The following is a 23143-nucleotide window of genomic DNA, read 5'->3' on the forward strand; positions in this document are numbered from 1 at the left end:
TATTAGTAGAGGCGCGCCTGCGCATTGCCCGAGTATCCGCAACCGGCCCCGCCGATCCGACCGAGAGAGTCCCGAACCATGAAGCGCATCATCGCCTGGCTGCCGGATCGTGTCGACGGACGGCTGAAGGCGATCGCCTGGGTGTATCTGGTCGGCCAGGTCGTCCTGGTCGGGACCGGCGGCCTGGTGCGGCTCACGGCCAGCGGCCTCGGCTGCCCCACCTGGCCCAAGTGCACGAGCGACTCTCTCGTGAACACGCCGGAGATGGGCGTCCACGGCTTCATCGAGTTCGGCAACCGCGTCCTCAGCGCTCTGCTCGCGGTGGTCGCCATCGTCGCGTTCCTGGCCATCCTCCGGATGCGGAAGCAGCGCCCCGACCTGTTCTGGCTGACCCTCATCGCCGGCCTCGCCATCCCCGCGCAGGCGGTCATCGGCGGGCTCAGCGTCCTGAGCGGCCTGAACCCCTACGTGGTCGGTCTGCACTTCGTCGTCTCGATCGCGCTGGTCGCGACCTGCACCGCCTTCGTCTTCCGCGTCTACGCGGTCCCCGGGCCGCGTGTGCGCGCCGTGCCCGGCTGGTTCGCGGGCGTCGCCCACCTCACCAGCTTCGTCGTCGCCGTCACGATCCTGGTCGGCATCCTCACCACCGGCAGCGGTCCGCACGCCGGAGACGCGAATGCCCCGCGGAACGGGCTGAACCCCGAGATCCTGCAGCATGTCCACGCGATCCCCGCGTACGTCACCTTCGCGCTGACCCTGGTGCTCGTCGTGGGGTCCTTCCGGTATCGCACCACCCAGGTGCACCGCTTCACGCAATACCTGCTCGCCGTCGAGCTGGTGCAGATCGTCGTCGGGCTCATCCAGGCGAACACGGGGCTGCCGGGCATCCTGGTCGGCATCCACATGACCCTTGCCGCGCTGCTGGCCTCGGCGATGACCGCGGTCATCCTCTCGCTCAAGGCTCCGGCGGCGGCCCTGGACGTGCCGGAGGGGTCAGCGGCCGACGCCGTCGCGGCTTAGCCGGCCGACGCGCGCCTCGCGCAGTTCGCCGTGCAGGCTGACGACCGTGCGGATCCCGTCGCCGAAACCGAAGCCCGCCGCCTCCGCCAGTCGCCTGCTCGCCTCGTTGCCGGGCACGTACTCCCAGTTGAGCCGCTCGAATCCCAGTCCGTCCGGGTCGAGCGCGTAGCGGGCGACGGCGCCGAGCGCCTCCCGCATGTAGCCCTGCCCGCGCGCCCACGGCCCGGACCAGCAGCCGAGCGAGGCCGAGCCGGGGTGCTCGTCCCTGCGCACCTCGAGCGCGCCGAGGAGGCGGCCGTCGCCGCGTGCACGCACAGCCCACACGGTGTACTGGCGGCTCGCCAGCCCGTGCGGGCAGTAGCTGCGCACGAAGAACTCCGCGCTCTCGCGGGTGTATGGCGACGGCAACGGCACCCAGCGCTGGGTCGCGGGGTCCTGACAGGCCGCCAGCACGTCCGGGACGTCGTCGTCCGTCGGGGCGTCGAGCACGAGGCGGGGCGTCGCCAGACGCATGGTCAGCACCGGTGCCGTCATGCGCACATGTTAGAGCCAGGCGGGCCCTCGCGGCACGGGTTTTCGCGTACGGACTCCCCGGCGGGCGCTGTCAGCCGCGGCCGCGCTCAGAACGGCAGCAGCGGGTCGATCGCGACGGCGAGGAAGATCAGCGTCAGGTAGGCGATCGAGCCGTGGAAGACGCGCATCGGCGACACCGTCTCGTGACGGATCGCGAGGTTGTACAGACGGTGCGACTCGTAGATGAACCAGCCGCCGGCGACCAGGGATACGGCCGTGTACAGCAGCCCCATCCCGGCGACCGGGATGAGCAGGAGCGAGCACGCCACCATGGCCCACGCGTACAGGATGACCTGCAGGCCGACCACGGCGCGCCCGCGGACCACCGCGAGCATCGGCACGCCGGCCTCCTGGTAGTCCGACCGGTACTTCATCGACAGCGGCCAGTAGTGCGGCGGCGTCCAGAGGAAGATGATGCCGAACAGGATGACGGGCGCCCAGTCCAGGGAGCCGGTCACGGCCGCCCAGCCGATCAGCACGGGCATGCAGCCGGCGACGCCGCCCCAGACGATGTTCTGCGGCGTGCGGCGCTTGAGGATGAGCGTGTAGAAGACGACGTAGAGCAGGATGGCCGCGACCGAGAGCGCGGCGGCGAGCCAGTTCGTGAAGAATCCGAGCACCAGCACCGAGGCGATGCCCAGCGCCCAGGCGAAGACGAGAGCCTCGCGGTCGGAGAGCTCGCCGGTGACGAGCGGCCGGTTCTTCGTGCGCCGCATGACGCGGTCGATGTCACGGTCGATGTAGCAGTTGAAGGCGCCGGCGGACCCGGCGCTCATGTAGCCGCCGACGACCGTGGCGAGCACCAGCCACAGGTTCGGGATGCCGTGCGCGGCGAGGATCATCGTCGGGACGGTCGTGACCAGGAGCAGTTCGACGACCCGCGGTTTGGTGAGGGCGACGTACGCCTTCACCTTGCGAGCGACGCCGATGCGGCCCGGTTCGACACGGCTCTCTACAGCGACGTCCATTGCTCCTCGTGATGTGTCGGCGGATGTACTCAGACGGTATCCGATTCTACGTCACGTCGAGCACCGGCCGACCGGGTACCCCGTGTACGCCCCTGGCACAACCGGCTGGGGGAACACCCCACGTTTCGTGCGCGTTACCTATACTTGGAGGTGCTCGCCAGCCGAAGCCCTGTTCCGGCCGCACTCTTTGTAGGACGGTGACGGAGGAATGGCTCGGCGCCGATGACGTCCACGGCGCGCACTACCTCAACCGGTGCGGGTTCCACGACGACCCTCACCACATCGACGAAGGGTCAGTTTTCACGTGGCAGCACTGCAGTGGGATCCCATTGACAACAAGGCAGTAGACACGGCGCGCGTCCTCGCGGCCGACGCGGTGGAGAAGGTGGGCAACGGGCATCCCGGCACCGCCATGAGCCTCGCCCCCGCGGCCTACCTGCTGTTCCAGAAGGTGATGCGCCGCGACCCGCGCGACCAGCACTGGCTCGGCCGCGACCGCTTCATCCTCTCGGCGGGCCACTCGTCCCTGACCCAGTACATCCAGCTCTATCTGGGCGGATACGGTCTCGAACTCGACGACCTGAAGAAGCTCCGCACCTGGGGCTCCCTCACCCCCGGCCACCCCGAGTACGGACACACCGACGGCGTGGAGATCACCACAGGACCTCTCGGTCAGGGCATCTCCTCCGCCGTCGGTTTCGCTTATGCGGAGCGGTTCGAGCGCGGTCTGTTCGACCCGGACGCCGCCCCCGGCACCAGCCCGTTCGACCACTACGTCTACGTGATCGCCTCCGACGGCGACCTCGAGGAGGGCGTCAGCTCCGAGGCGTCGTCGCTCGCCGGCCACCAGGAGCTCGGCAACCTGATCGCGATCTACGACAGCAACCAGATCTCGATCGAGGACGACACCGACATCGCGTTCACCGAGGATGTCAAGGCGCGCTACGAGGCGTACCACTGGGACGTCCAGGTGGTCGACTGGAAGAAGACCGGCGTCTACCAGGAGGACGTGCAGGAGCTCTACACGGCCATCGAGAACGCCAAGGCGGTCACCGACAAGCCGTCGCTGATCATCCTCAAGACGATCATCGGCTGGCCTGCGCCGAAGAAGCAGAACACCGGCAAGATCCACGGGTCCGCCCTGGGCGCCGACGAGCTGCGTGCGGTCAAGGAGGTGCTCGGCTTCGACCCGGAGCAGACCTTCGAGGTCGCCGACGAGGTCATCGAGCACACCCGCAAGGCGATCGAGCGGGGAGCCGCCGAGCGCGCCGAGTGGCAGAAGGGCTTCGACGCCTGGGCCGAGGCGAACCCCGAGCGCAAGCAGCTGCTCGACCGCCTGCTGTCGGGCGAGGCGCCCGACCTCGAGAGCGTCATCCCCGTCTTCGAGCCGGGCAAGGACGTCTCGACCCGCGCCGCGAGCGGCAAGGTCCTGAACGCCATCGCGCCGGCCATGCCGGAGCTGTGGGGCGGTTCCGCCGACCTCGCCGAGTCGAACAACACCACCATCGAGGGCGCCCCCTCGTTCGTGCCGAGCGAGCGCTCGACCCACGAGTGGACGGGCAACCCGTACGGCCGCGTGCTGCACTTCGGCATCCGCGAGCACGCGATGGCCGCGATCATCAACGGCATCGTGCTGCACGGACCGACGCGTCCGTTCGGCGGCACGTTCCTGATCTTCAGCGACTACCAGCGCCCGTCGCTGCGTCTGTCGGCCCTGATGGACATCCCGTCGATCTTCGTCTGGACCCACGACTCCGTGGCCCTCGGCGAGGACGGCCCGACGCACCAGCCGATCGAGCAGCTCTCGACGCTGCGCGCCATCCCGAACTTCACGGTCGTCCGCCCCGGCGACGCCAACGAGGTGGCCTGGGCCTGGAAGACCATGCTGGAGCGCCGCCAGGGCCCGGCCGGCATCGCGCTGACCCGCCAGAACATCCCGGTTTTCGAGCGCGGAGAGGGCGAAGCAGAGGGCGACACCCTGGCGTCGGCGAAGAACGTCGCGAAGGGCGCGTACATCCTGGCCGAGGCGCCGGGCGGCACGCCGGACGTGATCTTCATCGCGACCGGCTCCGAGGTCCAGATCGCACTGGAGGCCCGCGAGGAGCTGCGCGGCGAGGGCATCAACGCCCGCGTCGTCTCCGCCCCGAGCCTCGAGTGGTTCGCCGAGCAGCCCGCCGAGTACCGCGAGAAAGTACTCCCCGAGGCCGTCAAGGCCCGCGTCTCGATCGAGGCCGGTCTGGCGCTCGCCTGGGACAAGATCGTCGGCGACCACGGCCGCAGCGTGTCGATCGAGCACTTCGGTGCGTCGGCCGACTACAAGACGCTGTTCCGCGAGTTCGGCATGACCACCGAGCACGCCGTGTCCGCAGCGAAGGAATCGCTCGCGTCGCTCTGAGCGCGGGCACAAGAGGAGATAAGACAACATGACCGACACAACCGCCACCGCCGCGACCCCCACGGCCGCACTGTCCGCAGCGGGCGTCAGCATCTGGCTGGACGACCTGTCGCGTGAGCGCATCAACACGGGCAACCTGGAGAAGCTCATCGCCGAGAAGAACGTGGTCGGAGTGACCACGAACCCGACGATCTTCGCCGCCGCCCTCTCCAAGGGAGAGGCCTACGACGAGCAGGTCCGCCAGCTCGCCGCCGCCGGCCTGGACGTCGACGACGCGATCTTCGAGATCACCACGGACGACGTGGCGAAGGCGAGCGACATCTTCCACAGCGTCTACGAGCGCTCCAACGGCGTCGACGGCCGCGTCTCCATCGAGGTCGCCCCGGCGCTCGCCCACGACGCGAAGGCCACCATCGCGGCCGCCAAGAAGCTCTCGGACAAGATCCAGAAGCCGAACGTCATGATCAAGATCCCGGCGACGGTCGAGGGTCTCGAGGCCATCACGGAGACCATCGCGGCCGGCATCAGCGTCAACGTGACCCTGATCTTCAGCCTCGAGCGCTACCGCGCCGTCATCGACGCCTACCTCACCGGCCTCGAGAAGGCCAAGGAGGCGGGCATCGACCTCTCCGGCATCCACTCGGTCGCCTCGTTCTTCGTCTCCCGCGTCGACACCGAGGTGGACAAGCGCCTCAGCGCGATCGGCACGGACGAGGCCGAGGGCCTCAAGAGCAAGGCGGGCATCGCCAACGCCCGCCTCGCGTACGAGGTGTACGAGCAGCAGTTCGCAACCGAGCGCGCGAAGCTCCTCGTCCAGGCCGGCGCGAACGAGCAGCGTCCGCTGTGGGCCTCCACCGGTGTGAAGGACCCGAACCTGCCCGACACGCTGTACGTCGAGGCGCTCGTCGCCCCGAACGTCGTGAACACGATGCCCGAGAAGACGCTCGACGCGACCTTCGACCACGGCCACATCACCGGCGACACCGTCACCGGCACCTATGCCGAGTCGAACGACGTGCTCAACAAGCTCGCCGACCTCGGCATCAGCTACGACGACGTGACCGAGACCCTCGAGCGCGAAGGCGTCGAGAAGTTCAACGTCTCGTGGGGCGAGCTCGTCGAGACCGTGAAGACCGCCCTCGAGGGAGCCGCCAAGTGACGTTCCGCATCCACGTCACCGGTCCGGCGGCGGAGGCCGTCCGCACGGTGGTGCCGCAGCTCGTCGCCGACAAGGTGGCGTCCGGCATCACGGCGCTCGACCCGGCCCTCTGGGGCCCCGCCGCCGAGGCCGAGGCGAGCAAGCGCCTCGGCTGGACCGAAGCCGTCGCGATCTCGCGCCCCCTGGTCCCCGAGATCGTCGCCCTGCGCGACGAGCTGCACGCGAAGGGCGTGAACCACATCGTCCTCGCCGGCATGGGCGGCTCCTCGCTCGCTCCCGAGGTCATCACGCGCACCGCCGAGGCCGAGCTCACCGTGCTCGACTCGACCGACCCCGGCCAGGCGCTCTCCGCCCTCCGCGACCGGCTGGAGGCCACCGCCCTGGTTGTGTCGTCCAAGTCGGGCTCGACGCTCGAGACGGACAGCCAGCGCCGCGTGTACGAGAAGTGGTTCCAGGACGCCGGCATCGACCCGCGCGAGCGGATCGTCGTCGTCACCGACCCCGGCTCGCCGCTCGACCAGTCGGCCCGTGAGGCCGGCTACCGCGTGTTCAACGCCGACCCGAACGTGGGCGGCCGCTACTCGGCGCTCACCGCGTTCGGCCTCGTCCCCTCCGGCCTCGCCGGCGTGGACATCTCCGAGCTCCTCGACGAGGCCGACGCCACGTCGATCGAGCTCGCGGTCGACAACGAGCAGAACCCGGGCCTCGTGCTCGGCGCCGCGATCGCCGGCACGAGCCCGCTCAAGGACAAGCTCGGCATCGTCTCCGACGGGACCCACATCGTGGGCTTCGCCGACTGGGCCGAGCAGCTGATCGCCGAGTCCACGGGCAAGGAGGGCACCGGACTGCTTCCGGTCGTGCTCGACAAGCTCGCCCCCGAGCTCGAGTCGAAGCCGGCCGACCTGCAGGTCGTGCGTCTCGTCTCGAACGCCGAGGCCCACCACCTCTTCCCGGCCGACCGTCACGAGGGCGAGATCCTCGTCTCGGGCAGCCTCGGCGCCCAGATCCTGGTCTGGGAGTACGCGGTCGCGGTCGCCGGGCGCCTGCTCGGCATCAACCCGTTCGATCAGCCGGATGTGGAGGCGGCGAAGGCCGCCGCGCGCTCGCTGCTCGACAACCGCCCGGAGCCTGCCGCCCCCGCGTTCAGCGCGGGCGGCATCGAGGTCCGCAGCACCGGTTCCTTCCTCGGCGGCGCCGGGACCCTGGACGCCGCGGTGGATGCGCTCCTCGCCCAGCTCGGACCGGACGGCTACGTCGCGGTCCAGGCCTACGTCGACCGTCTCGCCCTCCCCCAGCTCGCGGGCATCCGCGACCTGCTGGCGGCGAAGGCCGACCGGCCGGTCACCTTCGGCTGGGGACCGCGCTTCCTGCACTCGACGGGTCAGTTCCACAAGGGCGGTCCGGCGGTCGGCGTGTTCCTGCAGATCACGGCGACGCCCTCCGAGGACCTCGAGATCCCCGGCCGTCCCTTCACCTTCGGGCAGCTCATCCAGGCCCAGGCCGCCGGCGACGCCAGCGTCCTCGGCGACCACGGACGCCCGGTGCTGACGTTGACGCTCACGAACCCCGAGGCGGATGTCGTCTCGCTGTTCGAGGCCGTCAACTGAGCCGTCGAAAAAGGAGATCACCCACGTGTCACCGGTGGAAATCACCCCGGAGTTCAACCCGTTGCGGTTGCCCTCCGACCGCCGCCTGAACCGCATCGCCGGGCCCAGCAGCCTCATCATCTTCGGCGTGACAGGCGACCTGTCGCGCAAGAAGCTGATGCCGGCCGTGTACGACCTCGCGAACCGCGGCCTGCTGCCGCCCGGGTTCTCGCTCGTCGGGTTCGCCCGGCGTGACTGGGAGGATCAGGACTTCGAGAAGGTCGTGTACGACGCGGTCAAGCAGTACGCCCGCACGCCGTTCGACGACGACGTATGGCAGCAGCTCGCACAGGGCATCCGCTTCGTGCCGGGCGAGTTCGACGACGACGAGGCGTTCCAGCGCCTCAAGCAGACGGTCGAGGAGCTGGACAAGGAGCGCGGGACCATGGGCAACCATGCGTTCTACCTGTCCATCCCTCCGAAGGCGTTCCCGATCGTCACCGAGCAGCTGAAGCGCTCCGGCCTCGCCGACCAGTCCGGCGACGGCTGGCGGCGCGTCGTCATCGAGAAGCCGTTCGGACACGACCTGCAGTCGGCGCGCGAGCTCAACGCGGTCGTCGAGACGGTGTTCCCGCCGGACTCGGTGTTCCGGATCGACCACTACCTCGGCAAGGAGACGGTCCAGAACATCCTGGCGCTGCGCTTCGCGAACGAGCTGTACGAGCCGATCTGGAACGCCAACTACGTCGACCACGTGCAGATCACCATGGCCGAGGACATCGGCGTCGGCGGCCGTGCCGGCTACTACGACGGCATCGGCGCTGCCCGCGACGTCATCCAGAACCACCTGCTCCAGCTCCTCGCCCTCACGGCGATGGAGGAGCCCATCTCGTTCAACGCCACAGACCTGCGCGCCGAGAAGGAGAAGGTGCTCGCCGCCGTCCGGCTGCCCAAGGACCTCGCGAAGTCGACGGCCCGCGGACAGTACGGGCCCGGCTGGCAGGGCGGCGAGAAGGTCCCTGGCTTCCTGGAGGAGGACGGGATGAACCCGCACTCCACCACGGAGACCTACGCGGCCATCAAGCTGGAGATCGGCACCCGCCGCTGGGCGGGCGTCCCGTTCTACCTGCGCGCAGGCAAGCGCCTCGGCCGCCGCGTCACCGAGATCGCCGTGGTCTTCAAGCGTGCACCGCAGCAGCTCTTCGCGGAGTCGCAGACCAGCGCGCTCGGCCAGAACGCGCTCGTGATCCGCGTGCAGCCGGACGAGGGTGTGACCATCCGCTTCGGCTCGAAGGTGCCCGGCGCCGGCATGCAGGTGCGCGACGTCAGCATGGACTTCGGCTACGGCCACGCCTTCACCGAGGCCAGCCCCGAGGCGTACGAGCGGCTCATCCTGGATGTGCTCCTCGGCGACCCGCCGCTGTTCCCCCGCCACGAGGAGGTCGAGCTCTCCTGGAAGATCCTCGACCCGATCGAGGACTTCTGGGCCACGCAGGGCCAGCCCGAGCAGTACCGCCCCGGAACCTGGGGCCCGAAATCGGCCGACGAGCTCCTCGCCCGCGACGGCCGCGTCTGGAGGCGTCCATGATCGTCGACCTTCCCGCGACGACCGTCAGCAATATCTCGAAGGCGCTCGTCAAGATCCGTGAGGAGGGCGGCGCCGTCGCCCTCGGCCGCGTGCTGACCCTCATCATCGCGACCCACCTCGGGCAGGAGGAGGAGGCCATCGAGGCCGCCAACGACGCCTCCCGCGAGCACCCCATGCGCGTGATCGTGGTGTCGACCGAGGAGGAGCGGACCCACAACGGCGACGGCCGACTCGACGCGCAGATCCGCGTCGGCGGCGACGCCGGGGCCAGCGAGGTCATCGTGCTCCGCGCCTACGGCGAGACGGCGAGCGACGAGGAGGGACTGGTCACCGGCCTGCTCCTCCCCGACGCCCCCGTCGTCGTCTGGTGGCCGGGGATCGCTCCCGAGAAGGCGTCCACCTCTCCCCTGGGCCGCATCGCGACCCGGCGGATCACCGACGCCTCCGCGCAGCCGAACCCGCAGGAGTTCCTGTTCCACCTGGGGAAGACCTATGCCCCCGGCGACACGGACTTCGCCTGGACCCGGCTGACGCTGTGGCGCGCTCAGCTCGCCGCGGTGCTCGACCAGCCGCCGTTCGAGCCGATCATCGCTGTCGACGTCGCCGGTGCGGCCGACTCGCCGTCCACGCTGCTCCTGGCCGCCTGGCTGCGACTGCAGCTGCAGGTGCCCGTGAAGTACGACCTCGCCTCGCGCGCGATCGGCTCCGGCGGCATCCACGGCGTCACGATGGAGCGCGCCTCCGGCGTGATCGAGCTGCGACGCGAGGTGCCCAACGTGGCACGTCTGTCGCAGCCCGGCCAGCCGTCGCACGACCTCTCCCTGCCACGCCGCAGCCTACGGGACTGCCTGGCGGAAGAACTGCGTAGGCTGGACCCGGACGACCTCTACGGCGAGGTCATCACCAAGGGTCTCGCACTGCTGGAGACCTCCGACGAAGGAGCAGGCGCCAGGGCATGACGAACGAACGGCGGGTGCTCGTCCACCCCGACAAGGAAGCACTCACCGCGTCTGTCGCGGCGCGCTTCCTCACCAAGACGATCGACATCGTCGACGACCAGGGGGCGGCGAACATCGCGCTCACCGGCGGCACGATGGGCATCGCGGTGCTGGAGGCGGTCAACGCCTCCCCCGCCCGCGACACCATCGACTGGTCGAAGGTGCACTTCTGGTGGGGAGACGAGCGGTTCGTGCCGCGGGACAGCCCCGACCGCAACGAGCGCCAGGCCCGCGAGGCCCTGCTCGACCACATCGCGGTCCCGCCGGAGAACGTGCACCCCTTCCCGTCGTCGGATGAGACCCCGGACATCGACGAGGCCGCCCGCCTGTACGCGGCGGAGCTCGAGGCGTTCGCCCACGAGGGCTGGCCGGTGCCGAAGTTCGACATCACGTTCCTCGGCGTCGGGCCGGACGGCCACATCGCGTCGCTTTTCCCCGACCGTCCGGGGATCCGCGAGGAGAAGGCGTCGGTGATCGCCGAGCGCGACTCGCCGAAGCCTCCACCGCAGCGGCTGAGCCTCACCCGCCCGGTGATCAACTCCTCCGACCGGATCTGGCTCGTGCTGTCCGGCACCGACAAGGCCAGCGCCCTCGGCCTCGCCCTCGCCGGCGCCAGCTACACCGAGGTCCCGGTCGCGGGGGCGAAGGGTCGCAAGCGCACCGTGTTCTTCGTGGACAAGGATGCGGCGGTCGACGTTCCCGAGAACCTCATCGCACCCAGCTACTGACCCGCTCCCGCAGCGCGTCCAGCCGCGCGCAGGGCGCTCCGGTCAGCGGTCCGCGACGTCGGATCGCACGCCGGTCGTGCCCTGCCGCGGCGATGCGACGATCGAACGCGTGCGTCAGCAGGTGCAGGTAGAACGCGAGGAGCCGCGCCGCCTCGTCCCGCACCTCCGCCTCCCGGCCGGCGAGGTCGAGTTCGTCGATCCAGCGCTGCAGTTCCGCGAACGACACCCGCAGCCGAAGCGCCAGACGCGCATCCGCCGCCGTCGTCGCGTCGATGTCGTCGCAGCGCGCGAGCAGGACGTCCGCCTTCTCGGCGGCGTCCACGGCCTCTCCCAGGAGCGCCAGTAGGCTCAACCGGCCGACCTCGTCACCGAGGGCGCGCGGCGTGTCCGCCTGCTCGTCCCGTGCTCCCCGCATGCCCCGCAGTCTAGTCCCGGGATGTGCGCCGCATCGCGGCTCTGTACGGCAGCGTGAGAACCGCGATCCGCCGACGGGCAGTGAACGACGAAGGCCGCCCACCCGCAGGTGGACGGCCTTCCTGAGGTGACTCAGTTCGTGGTCGGACGACCCCGGCGGGCGCGCAGCTGGTTGAGGGCGTCCTCGAGCAGCTGCTCGGCCTCCTCCTCGCTGCGGCGCTCCTTCACGTACGCGAGGTGCGTCTTGTAGGGCTCCGTCTTCGCGACCGACGGCGGGTTCTCCTTGTCGCGGCCGGCGGGCAGGCCCGTCGACGGCGAGTCGATGATGTCGGGGATCTCCTCCTCGGGGAGGTTCGCCGCGAAGTACCGGACCGTCTCGTTGCCGAGCGCGTCCCAGTACGAGATCGCGACGCGGTCCGCGTGGAAACCGCGGTCCTGCTCGCCCATGGGGCCCGCGCCGACGCGCGAGCCGCGGATTGCACTGCCTCCGGATGCCATGCAGTCTCTCCTTCTTCAGTGTGCGCTTACGCGCTGAACTTCGTGATCAGACCGAGCACGACGATGCAGGTGATCCAGATCAGGCCCAGGATCACCGTGATGCGGTTCAGGTTGCGCTCGGCGACACCGGACGCACCCAGGTTGGACGTCACGCCGCCGCCGAACATGTCGGACAGACCGCCGCCGCGACCCTTGTGCAGCAGGATGAGCAGTGTCAGCAGGAGGCTGGTGATGCCGAGCAGCACCTGCAGGACGACCTGGAGAATCAGCACGTGGAACCTTTCGGGGAGCGTCCGGGCCGCGCCCGGGAAGACCAACGACCAGTATAACCGGCGGGAGCCGTCAGAGGCCGACGTGCTTCTGGTACCGGACGATCGCGGCGAACTCGTTCACGTCGAGGCTCGCGCCGCCCACCAGGGCGCCGTCCACGTTCGGCTCGCGCATGAAGCCGGCGATGTTGCCCGACTTCACCGAACCGCCGTAGAGGATGCGCGTCTTGCCCGCGACATCGTCGCCCAGGACCTCGGCGATCACCGCTCGCAGCGCAGCGGCGACCTGCTCCGCCTGCTCGGGCGTGGCGGCCTGGCCGGAGCCGATGGCCCAGACCGGCTCGTACGCCACCACGAAGTCGGCGGCCGAGTCGACTCGCGACAGCGCTGCACGGAGCTGGGCGACCGGGACGGCGCTCGCGCCGTGGGTCTCCAGGTCTTCCGCGGTCTCCCCCACGCAGATGATCGGGGCGATGTTGTGCGCGATCGCCGCAGCCACCTTGCCGGCGACCTGCTCGTCGGTCTCGGCGTGCAGCGTGCGACGCTCCGAGTGCCCGACGATGACGTACCGAGACTCCAGCGCCTCGAGGAACGCCGCCGAGATCTCGCCCGTGAATGCGCCGGACTCGTGCTCGGAGACGTCCTGCCCGCCGAACGCGAGCGGCAGCTTGTCGGCCGCCACCAGCGTCTGGACGCTCCGCAGGTCGGTGAACGGCGGGAACACCGCCACCTCCACGGCCGAGAAGTCGTGGTTCGCGTCCTTCAGCGTCCACGCGAGCTTCTGCACGAACGCGATCGCCTGGAGGTGGTCCAGGTTCATCTTCCAGTTGCCGGCGATGAGCGGCACGCGCCGCACCGTTGGGCTCACTGCTGCCATCCGAGGACCTCCAGTCCGGGGAGTCGCTTGCCTTCGAGGAACTCGAGGCTCGCGCCTCCGCCCGTCGAGATGTGACCGAACTGGTCGTCGCGGAAGCCGAGCGCACGCACAGCCGCTGCCGAGTCGCCGCCGCCGACGACGCTGAGGCCGTCCACCTCGGTGAGCGCCTGCGCGACCGCCTTCGTGCCCGCCGCGAACGGCGCCAGCTCGAACACGCCCATCGGGCCGTTCCAGAACACGGTGCGCGCTGCGCGGACGTACTCCGAGAACAGCTCGGCCGTCTCCGGTCCGATGTCGAGGCCGAGGCCCTTTTCGCCCCAGTCGGTGTCCTCGATCGCGTCCACCGGGCGCACCACGTGCTCCGCGTCGGCGCCGAACTTCGAGGCCACCACCACATCGCGCGGGAGCACCAGCTCGACGCCGAGCTCCTCGGCCTTCGCCAGGTAGCCCTTCACGGTGTCGATCTGGTCGGCCTCGAGCAGGCTCGATCCGACCTTCATGCCCTTCGCCGCGAGGAAGGTGAACAGCATCCCGCCGCCGATGAGGAGCGAATCGACCTTCGGCAGCAGGTGACCGATGACACCGAGCTTGTCGGAGACCTTCGAGCCGCCGAGGACGACCGCGTACGGCCGCTCCGGGTTCTCGGTCAGCCGGTCGAGCACCTCGAGCTCGGCCTGGATCAGCGTCCCGGCCGCGCTCGGCAGCAGCTGCGCGAGCTCGTAGACGCTCGCCTGCTTGCGGTGCACGACGCCGAAGCCGTCCGAGACGAAGGCATCGCCGAAGGCGGCCAGCTTCTCGGCGAAGGCGCGGCGCTCTGCCTCGTCCTTCGAGGTCTCCCCCGGGTTGAAGCGGAGGTTCTCCAGCAGGGCGACGTCGCCGTCCTTCAGGCCGTCCACGGCCTCCTGGGCTCCGCCGCCGACGGTGTCCTTGGCGAAGGTCACCGGCGCGCCCAGCAGCTCGGAGAGCCGCTGGGCCACCGGCGCCAGGCTGTACTTCGCATCGGGGGCGCCCTCCGGGCGTCCCAGGTGGGAGATGACGACCACCTTCGCGCCCTGGTTGATCAGGGCGTTCAGCGTGGGAATCGACGCTCGCACGCGACCGTCGTCCGTGATCTTCGACCCCTCGAGGGGGACGTTGAGATCACAGCGGACGACGACCCGCTTGCCGGCGAGCGAACCGAGTGAGTCGAGAGTGCGGAGCGTCACGTCGGTTCCCTGCGCTTAGAGGCGCTCGGCGACGTACTCGGTCAGGTCGACGAGACGGTTGGAGTAGCCCCACTCGTTGTCGTACCAGCTCGAGAGCTTCACCTGGTCGCCGATGACGCGCAGCAGACCCGAGTCGAAGATCGAGGAGTGCGGGTCGGACACGATGTCGGTGGAGACGATCTCGTCCTCGGTGTACTTGAGGATGCCCTTGAGCGGGCCCTCTGCGGCCTTCTTGTACGCCGCCTTGACCTCGTCGACCGTGACCGGGCGAGAGGCGGTGACCGTCAGGTCGGTGATGGAGCCGGTGGGGACGGGGACGCGCAGCGCGAACCCGTCGAGCTTGCCCTTCAGCTCCGGGAGGACGAGGCCGATGGCTTTCGCCGCACCGGTGGAGGTCGGGACGATGTTGATCGCGGCGGCGCGGGCACGGCGCAGGTCGGAGTGCGGGCCGTCCTGCAGGTTCTGGTCGGCGGTGTAGGCGTGGACCGTGGTCATCAGACCGCGCTCGATGCCGAACTCGTCGTTGAACACCTTGGCGAGCGGCGCGAGGCAGTTCGTGGTGCAGGACGCGTTGGAGATGATGTTGTGCGACGCGGGGTCGTAGAGGTGCTCGTTCACACCCATGACGAACGTGGCGTCCTCGCCCGTCGCCGGCGCGGAGATGATGACCTTCTTGGCGCCCGCCTCGATGTGCTTGCGCGCGTCGTCCGCCTTGGTGAAGCGGCCGGTCGACTCGATGACGATGTCGACGCCCAGGTCGCCCCAGCCGAGGTTGGCGGGGTCGCGCTCGGCGAGGACCTTGATCGGCTTGCCGTTGACGACGATGTTGTCGCCATCGAGCTCCACGGTGGCGTCGAGCCGGCCCGTGATGGAGTCGTACTTGAGCAGGTGCGCGAGCGTCTTGTTGTCGGTGAGGTCGTTCACCGCGACGATCTCGAGGTCGCTGCCCTTCGCCAGGGCCGCGCGCAGGTAGTTACGACCAATGCGACCGAACCCGTTGATTCCGATCTTTACGGACACAGATGTCTCCAGTTACTCGATGGGCGCCGGACGGCGCACTTTGTCAGGTGTTGATTGCGGACGGCGGCGTCCCGGGAGGGTTCCCTCCCGGGACGCCCACCCGCCTACGACAGTAGCAGCAGACCCGCGGTCTTCTCACGCGCCCGGACGAAGCGGGCGTCGACATCGCCCCAGTTGGTGATGTTCCAGAACGCCTTCACGTAGTCGGCCTTCACGTTGACGTAGTCGAGGTAGAAGGCGTGCTCCCACATGTCGAGCATCAGGAGCGGGACGGTCGCAGCGGCGAGGTTGCCCTGGTGGTCGTACAGCTGCTCGATGATGAGCTTCTGGCCGAGCGAGTCCCAGGCGAGGATCGACCAGCCGGAGCCCTGGATGCCGAGCGCCGACGCCGTGAAGTGGGCGCGGAACTTGTCGAACGATCCGAAGAACTCGTCGATCGCGGCGGCCAGCTCGCCGGTCGGCTTGTCGCCGCCGTCCGGGGAGAGGTTGTTCCAGAACACGGTGTGGTTGACGTGGCCGGCGAGGTTGAACGCGAGGTCCTTCTCGAGCTTGTTGACGTAGGTCAGGTCGTCGGCGTCGCGCGCCTCGGCCAGCTTGGCGATCGCGGTGTTCGCACCGTCCACGTACGTCTTGTGGTGCTTGTCGTGATGCAGCTCCATGATCCGTCCGCTGATGTTCGGCTCAAGAGCCGAGTAGTCGTACGGAAGGTCCGGCAGCGTGTAGTCAGCCATTACTCATCTCCACTGTTGTTGTGATTCGAGCGACTCGTCGAGTCTGGTAAGGGCAACCCGGGCGGCCGTCGGATGCTTCCTTCCGGCCGCACGTTCCCTGTCGAAACTTACACCTCGTCCAGATCGGCGGGGAGGCTCGCCTCCGTGCCGGGGATGCCGAGGTCGCTTGCGCGCTTGTCCGCCATGGCCAGCAGGCGGCGGATGCGGCCGGCCACCGCGTCCTTCGTCATCGGCGGGTCGGCGTGGTGGCCGAGCTCGTCGAGGCTGGCGTCGCGGTGCGCGAGGCGCAGCTCCCCCGCGTAGCGCAGGTGCTGCGGAACCTCGGGGCCGAGGATCTCGAGGGCGCGCTCCACCCGGGCGCACGCGGCGACGGCGGCCTGGGCCGACCGCCGCAGGTTCGCGTCGTCGAAGTTGACCAGCCGGTTGGCGTTGGCGCGCACCTCGCGGCGCTGCCGCAGCTCCTCCCAGTTGGCGACGGTCTGCGCCGCGCCCATCGCGACGAGCATGGCGCTGATCGCCTCGCCGTCGCGGATGACGACACGGTGCACACCGCGCACCTCGCGGGCCTTGGCCGAGATGCCGAGGCGACCGGCCGCGCCGACGAGGGCCATGGCGGCCTCGTTGCCGGGGCAGGTCACCTCGAGGGCGGCGGAGCGGCCGGGATCGGTCAGCGAGCCGTGCGCGAGGAAGGCTCCGCGCCACACGGCGGCGAGCTCGTCGCGCGAGCCGGTGGTCAGACGGTTCGGGAGGCCGCGGATCGGCCGGCGCCGCGCATCCAGCAGGCCGGTCTGGCGGGCGAGCGTCTCGCCGCCGTCGAGCACGCGCACCAGGTACTGGCTGCTGCGGCGCAGGCCCGACGCGGAGATGACGGACACCTCGCTGCGGACGCCGTACAGCTCGGCGAGGTCCTTGCGCACCCGCCGGGCGAGCTCGGGGGTGTCGAGCTCGCTCTCGACCGCGATGCGGCCGCCGATCAGGTGCAGACCGCCCGAGAACCGGAGGATGGTGGCCAGTTCTGCTGCCCGGACCGTGGTCTTGCTGACCTCGACCTTCGTGAGCTCGTCCTTGACGTCGGCGGTGAGAGCCAATCGGATTCCTTACTGTCTCAAGGCAGGGGTGATGCCGTGGAGGGGAGGGCCGTGATCATTCACGGCCGAGGTCGCGGTGCTTGGTGTTGACCGACAGACCGGGGAAACTCCGCAACCGCGCCGCGAGCTCTTCCGCAATCGCGACGGACCGGTGCTTTCCGCCAGTGCAGCCTATCGCGATCAGAGCGTGACGTTTGTTCTCGCGCTGGTATCCGGACATGATCGGGCGGAGCGCGGAGACGTACCCCTGGACGAACTCCTCGGCCCCGTCCTGCGCCAGCACGTAGTCGCGGACGACCTCCTCCAGCCCCGTGTGCGGCCGCAGCTCGGGGTTCCAGAACGGGTTGGGGAGGAAACGCGCGTCGGCCACCATGTCGGCGTCGGCCGGCAGCCCGTACTTGAAGCCGAAGCTCATGACCGTCACCTGTACGTCGGCCGTGTCCTCCGCCGCGAACGTGTCGGTGATGTTGGTCGCCAGCTGGTGGATGTTGAGATCCGTGGTGTCGACGATGATGTCGCTCGACTCCCGGATCTCGCGCAGCCGCGTCCGTTCCGCGGAGATGCCGTCGAGGATGGTGCCGTCGCCCTGCAGCGGGTGCGGCCGGCGCACCTGCTCGAAACGGCGGACCAGCACCGCGTCCGAGGCCTCGAGGAACAGCACGCGCACCTTGGTGCCCTCGCGGAGGCTCTGGATCATCTCGCGCAAGTCGGAGAAGAAGTTGCGTCCGCGCACGTCGACGACCGCGGCGATGCGCGGAAGACCCGACTCCGCGCGGTTCGCGAGTTCGATCAGCGGGCGCAGCATCTGCGGAGGGAGGTTGTCCACGACGTACCAGTCGAGGTCCTCCAGCGCATTGGCGACCGTCGAGCGGCCGGCGCCCGACATCCCGGTGACGATGAGGACTTCCTGCTGCTCGGCGTTTGCGACTGTGTCGCCGTCGGTGGCCATCGTCCGGTCTCCTCCGTTGTGGTGTGCCCCCAGCCTAGCGACTGCCGCCCTCGGAGAGTCGCTCGAAGATCGCCGTCGCGAGGGTCGGGCCGACCCCGCGCACCTCGGCGATCTGCTCGGGCGTCGCCTTCCGCAGCTGGGCCACGGAGCCGAAGTGCTTCAGCAGCTCCTTGACCCGCGACGGGCCGAGGCCGGGGATCTCGCCGAGCACCGTCCCGATGTCGCGCTTCCGGCGTGCCCGCTGGTAGGTGATCGCGAACCGGTGGGCCTCGTCGCGCAAGCGCTGGATGAGGAACAGCGCGTCGCTGTTGCGCGGCAGGATCACCGGGAAGTCGGAATCCGGCAGCCAGATCTCCTCCAGGCGCTTCGCGATGCCCGCGAGCTGGATGCCGGTGACCCCGGACTCGTCCAGCGCGCGTTTGGCCGCGGCGACCTGGGGCTGCCCTCCGTCCACGATGAGCAGGTTCGGCGGGTAGGAGAACTTGCGGCGGCGGCCCTCGGCCGCGTCCACGATCTGGTCGGCGCCGGCCGCGCCCTCCGCGTCGAGCGCCGTCTCCTCGTCGGCCGCGGAGTCGTCGTCGGCCGCGGAGTCCTCGATGACCGGCGAGCCCGCGCCGGCGGGCGCATCCTTCAGATAGGCCAGCCGGCGCGTGATGACCTGATAGATCGACTCCGTGTCGTCCGTCGACTCGGGGATGCTGAACCGCCGGTACTGGTCCTTGCGGGGCAGGCCGTCCTCGAAGACGACCATCGACGCGACGATGTTCGTTCCGCTGAGGTGCGACACGTCGTAGCACTCCATCCGGAGCGGGGCGTCGTCCATGCCGAGGGCGTCCTGGATGTCGTTGAGCGCCTTCGACCGCGCCACGAAGTCGGAGCTGCGCCGGGTCTTGTAGAGGATGAGCGCGTTCTTCGCGTTCATCTCGACCGTCTGCGCGATCGCGGCCTTGTCGCCGCGCTGCGCGGTGCGCAGTTCGACGCGGCCCGTCAGGCGGCCCCGGGCGGCGGACGGGTCGGGCGTCTCCCGGCGCCGCTGGGTCAGCCACTGCTCGAGCTCCGCGGTATCCTCCGGCAGCTCGGGCACGATGATCTCGCGCGGTGGCGCGTCCGGCCCGTCGTACGCGTTCTGGACGACGGTCTCGACCAGCTCGCCGAGCTCCATGTCGAGCTCTTTGTCGACCACCCAGCTGCGCACACCGCGGACGCGGCCCGCGCGCACGATGAACTGCTGCACGGCCGCGGCGAGCTCGTCGTGCGCGATGCCGAAGACGTCGGCGTCGATGTTCTCCGGAAGGACGACGGCGCTCTTGCCGAGCACGCCCTCGAGAGCCTGGATGGCGTCCCGGTGACGAGCGGCGGCCTCGTAGTCCATCGTGCCGGCCGCCTGCTTCATCTTCTCGTTCAGATCGCGCAGGTAGCCGCTGTCGTTCCCGGCCATGAACGAGGCGAAGTCGATGGCGAGCGACTTGTGGTCGCCCGGCGAGATCCGGCCGACGCAGGGAGCAGCGCACTTGCCGATGTCGCCGAGGAGGCACGGCCTCCCGGTGAGCTCGGCGCGGCGGTACACGCCGTCGGAGCAGCTCCGCATCGGGAAGGCCTTGAGCATCAGGTCGACCGTCTCGCGGATCGCCCAGACCTTGGTGTACGGCCCGAAGTAGCGCGCATCCTTGATGTTGCGGTTGCGCGTGATCATGACCCGCGGGATGCGGTCGCCCAGCGTCACGGCCAGGTACGGGTACGTCTTGTCGTCCCGGAACTTGACGTTGAAGGGCGGGTTGAACTCCTTGATCCAGGTGTACTCCAGCTGGAGGGCCTCGTACTCGGTGCCCACGACCGTCCACTCGACGCTCGCCGCGGTGGTGACCATGCGGCGGGTGCGCTCGTGGAGGCTGCGGAGCGGCTGGAAGTAGTTGCTCAGCCGCGCGCGCAGGTTCTTCGCCTTGCCCACGTAGAGCACCCGGCGGTTCTTGTCGCGGAACCGGTACACGCCGGGCTGCGTCGGGATCTCGCCGGCCTTCGGCCGGTAGCTGACGGTGTCTGCCATCGCTCCTCTTACGCGGCGCCCCGGGCGGACTCGCCCTGCAGGATCTCCTTGAGGAAGAAACCGGTGTGGCTGCCCGGGGTCTCCGCGACCTTCTCGGGGGTCCCCGTCGCGATGACCTCGCCGCCGCCGGCGCCGCCCTCCGGACCCATGTCGATGATCCAGTCGGCCGACTTGATGACGTCGAGGTTGTGCTCGATGACGATCACCGTGTTGCCCTTGTCGAGCAGCCCGTTCAGCACCAGCAGCAGCTTGCGGACGTCCTCGAAGTGGAGCCCGGTGGTCGGCTCGTCGAGCACGTACACGCTGCGGCCGTTGGACCGTCGCTGCAGCTCGGTCGCGAGCTTCACGCGCTGCGCCTCTCCGCCGGAGAGGGTCGTCGCGCTCTGCCCGAGCCGCACGTAGCCGAGGCCGACGTCGACGAGGGTCTGCAGGAAGCGGTGGATGGCCGAGATCGGCTTGAAGAACTCCGCCGCCTCGCTGATCGGCATGTCGAGCACCTCGGCGATGTTCTTGCCCTTGTAATGCACGGAGAGGGTGTCGCGGTTGTACCGGGCTCCCCCGCACACCTCGCACGCCACATAGACGTCGGGCAGGAAGTTCATCTCGATCTTGATCGTGCCGTCGCCCGAGCACGCCTCGCAGCGTCCGCCCTTGACGTTGAAGCTGAACCGGCCGGGCAGGTAGCCGCGGGCCTTCGCCTCCGGCGTCTCGGCGAACAGGGTGCGGATGCGGTCGAACACGCCCGTGTAGGTGGCCGGGTTCGACCGCGGCGTCCGGCCGATCGGTGCTTGATCGACGTGCACGACCTTGTCGAGGTTCTCGAGCCCCGTGACGGTGCGGTGCTTGCCCGGCACCTTGCGGGCGCCGTTGAGCTTGTTTGCCATCACCCGGTACAGGATGTCGTTGACGAGCGACGACTTGCCGGAGCCGGAGACGCCGGTCACCGCCACGAACGTGCCGAGCGGGAAGTCGACCGTCACCTTCTTCAGGTTGTTGGCCTCCGCATCCACCACGCGGATCATCCGCTTCTTGTCGATCTTGCGTCGCTTCGACGGGATCGGGATCTCGCGTCGCCCGGCGAGGTAGTCGCCGGTCAGCGAGTCGGTGTTGGCCAGCAGGTCGTCGTACGACCCGGAGTGCACGACGTGGCCGCCGTTGACGCCGGCGCCCGGTCCGATGTCGACGATCCAGTCGGCGGTGCGGATGGTGTCCTCGTCGTGCTCGACGACGATCAGGGTGTTGCCGAGGTCGCGCAGGGCCACCAGCGTGTCGATGAGCCGCCGGTTGTCGCGCTGGTGCAGGCCGATGCTCGGCTCGTCGAGCACGTACAGCACGCCGGTCAGGCCGGAGCCGATCTGGGTCGCCAGACGGATGCGCTGCGCCTCGCCGCCGGAAAGCGTTCCCGCGGCGCGCGCCAGATCGAGGTAGCTGAGGCCGACCTGGATGAGGAAGTCGAGGCGGACCTTGATCTCGCGCAGCACCTGCGCGCCGATCTTCTGCTCGCGCTCCGTCAGGTGCAGCTTCTCCATGAACGAGCGGGCGTCGCTCAGGCTCAGGAGGGAGGCGTCCGCGATGCTCTTGCCGTGCACGAGCACGGCGAGGACCTCGGGCTTGAGCCGCTTGCCGCCGCAGACCGGGCAGGGGACCTCGCGCAGGTACTCGGACCAGCGGGCACGCTGCGTGTCGGTCTCGGCCTGCAGGTACTGGCGCTCGATGTAGGGCACGACACCCTCGAAGCCGGAGGTGTACGACATCTCGCGGCCGTAGCGGTTCTTCCACCGCACCTTGACCTCGAAATTGTCGCCGCGCAGAACGGCCTCCCGCACGTTGGCCGGAAGCTTCTTCCACGGCGTCTTGAGCGAGAACTTGAGGTCGCGGGCGAGGCCGTCGAGCAGCTTCTCGTAGTAGTTGAAGAGGCCCTTGCCCTGCGTGGTCCACGGGACGATGACGCCCTCGGCGATGCTGAGCTCGTCGTCGCCGAGCAGGAGCTCCTCGTCGACCGACATGCGGGTTCCGAGGCCGGAGCACTCGGGGCACGCGCCGAACGGGGCGTTGAACGAGAAGGTGCGCGGCTCGATCTCCGTCAGCTGGATCGGGTGACCGTTGGGGCACGACAGCTTCTCGCTGAAGTTCTGCCAGGCGGCCGGGCCCTCGCGGTCGACGTAGTTGACCTGCACGAGGCCGTCGGTGAGGCGGAGCGCGGTCTCCAGCGAGTCCGTCAGCCGGCCCAGGATGTCCGGCCCGGCGACGAGGCGGTCGACGACGACCGAGATGTCGTGCTTGTACTGCTTCTTCAGCGTCGGCGGGTCGGAGAGCTGCACCTGCTCGCCGTCGACGAGGGCGCGGGAGTACCCGCTCGCCGCCAGCTCCTTGAAGAGGTCGACGAACTCGCCCTTCTTCTGCGAGACGACGGGGCTGACGACCATGTACCGGGTGCCGGCCTCCAGCTCCATGAGCTGGTCGGCGATCTGCTGGACGGTCTGGCGCTGGATGCGCTCACCGCAGATCGGACAGTGCGGGACGCCGATGCGCGCCCACAGCAGGCGCATGTAGTCGTAGATCTCGGTGATCGTGCCGACCGTCGACCGCGGGTTGCGGTTGGTCGACTTCTGGTCGATGGACACCGCCGGGCTCAGGCCCTCGATGAAGTCGACGTCCGGCCGGTCGACCTGGCCGAGGAACTGACGTGCATAGGCGGACAGCGACTCGACATAGCGGCGCTGCCCCTCCGCGAAGATCGTGTCGAACGCGAGCGACGACTTGCCCGAACCGGACAGACCGGTGAAGACGACCATCGAGTCGCGCGGGATCTCGAGGTCGACGTTGTGCAGGTTGTGCACGCGCGCTCCACGCACGCTGAGGTGTGACCCCGTCACTCTGCTGATGTTGCCGGACTCCCCGTCGACCCGATCGCTGTTCACTCGTCCGCTGCTCACTCGCTCTATTCTCCGCCATCCGTGCTGGGAAATCGGGGCTGTTCGCCCACCGCGCACCCGTTCGCCAGGTCGAACGTGTGTTCGATTCTACCCTGGA

At 69.2% G+C, this 23143-nt stretch carries 20 protein-coding genes; 7 read left to right on the forward strand and 13 right to left on the reverse strand.

All coding sequences use genetic code 11. From position 1 onward, the window contains the following. The first annotated feature begins 78 nt into the window (after positions 1–78). A complete protein-coding gene (locus tag BJ963_RS05690; protein WP_179455213.1) occupies positions 79–1020 on the forward strand; it encodes a COX15/CtaA family protein in 942 nt (313 codons plus the stop codon). Here the strand turns inward: BJ963_RS05690 and BJ963_RS05695 are convergent. Both BJ963_RS05695 and BJ963_RS05700 read right to left on the reverse strand, forming a co-directional pair. Beyond that, a complete protein-coding gene (locus tag BJ963_RS05695; protein WP_179455215.1) occupies positions 994–1554 on the reverse strand; it encodes a GNAT family N-acetyltransferase in 561 nt (186 codons plus the stop codon). The genes BJ963_RS05690 and BJ963_RS05695 overlap by 27 nt on opposite strands. Before the next feature lie 86 nt (positions 1555–1640). After that, positions 1641–2561, reverse strand: coding sequence for a heme o synthase (locus BJ963_RS05700; RefSeq protein WP_089910687.1), 921 nt, complete (start codon positions 2559–2561; stop codon positions 1641–1643). 304 nt (positions 2562–2865) lie between these two features. On the opposite strand from BJ963_RS05700, the gene tkt reads away from it, so the two are divergent. Genes tkt through pgl form a run of 6 tightly spaced genes read left to right on the forward strand, consistent with a single transcriptional unit; the run spans position 2866 to position 11015 of the window. Then, entirely contained in the window at positions 2866–4956 is a 2091-nt protein-coding gene (tkt, locus tag BJ963_RS05705; protein WP_179455217.1) for a transketolase, read from the forward strand. Positions 4957–4984: 28 nt separating this feature from the next. Next, entirely contained in the window at positions 4985–6115 is a 1131-nt protein-coding gene (gene tal / locus BJ963_RS05710) for a transaldolase (RefSeq protein WP_179455219.1), read from the forward strand. Further along, positions 6112–7722, forward strand: a complete 1611-nt coding sequence (locus BJ963_RS05715; protein ID WP_179455221.1) for a glucose-6-phosphate isomerase — start codon at positions 6112–6114, stop codon at positions 7720–7722. Before tal ends, BJ963_RS05715 begins: the two co-directional genes overlap by 4 nt. Before the next feature lie 25 nt (positions 7723–7747). After that, on the forward strand, positions 7748–9289 hold the full coding sequence (zwf, locus tag BJ963_RS05720) for a glucose-6-phosphate dehydrogenase (RefSeq protein ID WP_089910676.1): 1542 nt from the start codon (positions 7748–7750) through the stop codon (positions 9287–9289). Further along, positions 9286–10248, forward strand: coding sequence for a glucose-6-phosphate dehydrogenase assembly protein OpcA (locus tag BJ963_RS05725; protein ID WP_179455223.1), 963 nt, complete (start codon positions 9286–9288; stop codon positions 10246–10248). The genes zwf and BJ963_RS05725 overlap by 4 nt, the downstream gene beginning before the upstream one ends. Beyond that, complete coding sequence (pgl, locus tag BJ963_RS05730; protein ID WP_089910670.1) at positions 10245–11015, forward strand: 6-phosphogluconolactonase; 771 nt, start codon at positions 10245–10247, stop codon at positions 11013–11015. Before BJ963_RS05725 ends, pgl begins: the two co-directional genes overlap by 4 nt. Here pgl and BJ963_RS05735 read toward each other — a convergent pair. The 11 genes from BJ963_RS05735 to uvrA form a co-directional block, all read right to left on the reverse strand. Continuing rightward, the gene (locus tag BJ963_RS05735; RefSeq protein WP_089910667.1) at positions 10996–11430 is read right to left on the reverse strand and encodes a hypothetical protein; all 435 of its coding nucleotides are present in this window, start codon (positions 11428–11430) and stop codon (positions 10996–10998) included. The genes pgl and BJ963_RS05735 overlap by 20 nt on opposite strands. A gap of 131 nt (positions 11431–11561) precedes the next feature. After that, on the reverse strand, positions 11562–11927 hold the full coding sequence (locus tag BJ963_RS05740; protein ID WP_018191138.1) for an RNA polymerase-binding protein RbpA: 366 nt from the start codon (positions 11925–11927) through the stop codon (positions 11562–11564). Between the two features lie 26 nt (positions 11928–11953). Beyond that, positions 11954–12199, reverse strand: coding sequence for a preprotein translocase subunit SecG (gene secG, locus BJ963_RS05745; RefSeq protein WP_018191139.1), 246 nt, complete (start codon positions 12197–12199; stop codon positions 11954–11956). A 70-nt stretch (positions 12200–12269) separates the two neighbouring features. Continuing rightward, entirely contained in the window at positions 12270–13073 is an 804-nt protein-coding gene (gene tpiA, locus BJ963_RS05750) for a triose-phosphate isomerase (RefSeq protein WP_179455225.1), read from the reverse strand. Then, positions 13061–14278 carry a phosphoglycerate kinase gene (locus tag BJ963_RS05755; RefSeq protein ID WP_179455227.1) on the reverse strand — a complete coding sequence of 406 codons (1218 nt, stop codon included), beginning with the start codon at positions 14276–14278 and terminating at the stop codon, positions 13061–13063. The genes tpiA and BJ963_RS05755 overlap by 13 nt, the downstream gene beginning before the upstream one ends. A gap of 15 nt (positions 14279–14293) precedes the next feature. Beyond that, entirely contained in the window at positions 14294–15298 is a 1005-nt protein-coding gene (gene gap / locus BJ963_RS05760) for a type I glyceraldehyde-3-phosphate dehydrogenase (protein ID WP_089910658.1), read from the reverse strand. Between the two features lie 104 nt (positions 15299–15402). After that, positions 15403–16029: a superoxide dismutase gene (locus BJ963_RS05765; RefSeq protein WP_089910655.1), complete on the reverse strand. Its 627-nt coding sequence runs from the start codon at positions 16027–16029 to the stop codon at positions 15403–15405. 107 nt (positions 16030–16136) lie between these two features. After that, positions 16137–17117: a DNA-binding protein WhiA gene (gene whiA / locus BJ963_RS05770; protein ID WP_089910652.1), complete on the reverse strand. Its 981-nt coding sequence runs from the start codon at positions 17115–17117 to the stop codon at positions 16137–16139. 55 nt (positions 17118–17172) lie between these two features. Continuing rightward, positions 17173–18066 (reverse strand): RNase adapter RapZ, encoded by an 894-nt coding sequence (rapZ, locus tag BJ963_RS05775; RefSeq protein WP_089910649.1) that lies wholly within the window; start codon positions 18064–18066, stop codon positions 17173–17175. A 34-nt stretch (positions 18067–18100) separates the two neighbouring features. Next, a complete protein-coding gene (uvrC, locus tag BJ963_RS05780) occupies positions 18101–20110 on the reverse strand; it encodes an excinuclease ABC subunit UvrC (protein ID WP_179455229.1) in 2010 nt (669 codons plus the stop codon). 8 nt (positions 20111–20118) lie between these two features. Further along, positions 20119–23031: an excinuclease ABC subunit UvrA gene (uvrA, locus tag BJ963_RS05785; RefSeq protein WP_089910643.1), complete on the reverse strand. Its 2913-nt coding sequence runs from the start codon at positions 23029–23031 to the stop codon at positions 20119–20121. Between the last annotated feature and the right edge of the window lie 112 nt (positions 23032–23143).

The sequence above is a fragment of the Leifsonia soli genome (assembly GCF_013408745.1).
In the GTDB taxonomy this organism is placed as follows: domain Bacteria; phylum Actinomycetota; class Actinomycetes; order Actinomycetales; family Microbacteriaceae; genus Leifsonia; species Leifsonia soli.

Coding starts and splice junctions, on each gene's coding strand:
- BJ963_RS05690 (WP_179455213.1), top strand. CDS start 79: ATGAAGCGCATCATCGCCTGGCTGCCGGATCGTGTCGACGGACGGCTG.
- BJ963_RS05695 (WP_179455215.1), bottom strand. CDS start 1,554: ATGACGGCACCGGTGCTGACCATGCGTCTGGCGACGCCCCGCCTCGTG.
- BJ963_RS05700 (WP_089910687.1), bottom strand. CDS start 2,561: ATGGACGTCGCTGTAGAGAGCCGTGTCGAACCGGGCCGCATCGGCGTC.
- tal (WP_179455219.1), top strand. CDS start 4,985: ATGACCGACACAACCGCCACCGCCGCGACCCCCACGGCCGCACTGTCC.
- BJ963_RS05725 (WP_179455223.1), top strand. CDS start 9,286: ATGATCGTCGACCTTCCCGCGACGACCGTCAGCAATATCTCGAAGGCG.
- pgl (WP_089910670.1), top strand. CDS start 10,245: ATGACGAACGAACGGCGGGTGCTCGTCCACCCCGACAAGGAAGCACTC.
- BJ963_RS05735 (WP_089910667.1), bottom strand. CDS start 11,430: ATGCGGGGAGCACGGGACGAGCAGGCGGACACGCCGCGCGCCCTCGGT.
- BJ963_RS05740 (WP_018191138.1), bottom strand. CDS start 11,927: ATGGCATCCGGAGGCAGTGCAATCCGCGGCTCGCGCGTCGGCGCGGGC.
- tpiA (WP_179455225.1), bottom strand. CDS start 13,073: ATGGCAGCAGTGAGCCCAACGGTGCGGCGCGTGCCGCTCATCGCCGGC.
- BJ963_RS05765 (WP_089910655.1), bottom strand. CDS start 16,029: ATGGCTGACTACACGCTGCCGGACCTTCCGTACGACTACTCGGCTCTT.
- rapZ (WP_089910649.1), bottom strand. CDS start 18,066: ATGGCCACCGACGGCGACACAGTCGCAAACGCCGAGCAGCAGGAAGTC.
- uvrC (WP_179455229.1), bottom strand. CDS start 20,110: ATGGCAGACACCGTCAGCTACCGGCCGAAGGCCGGCGAGATCCCGACG.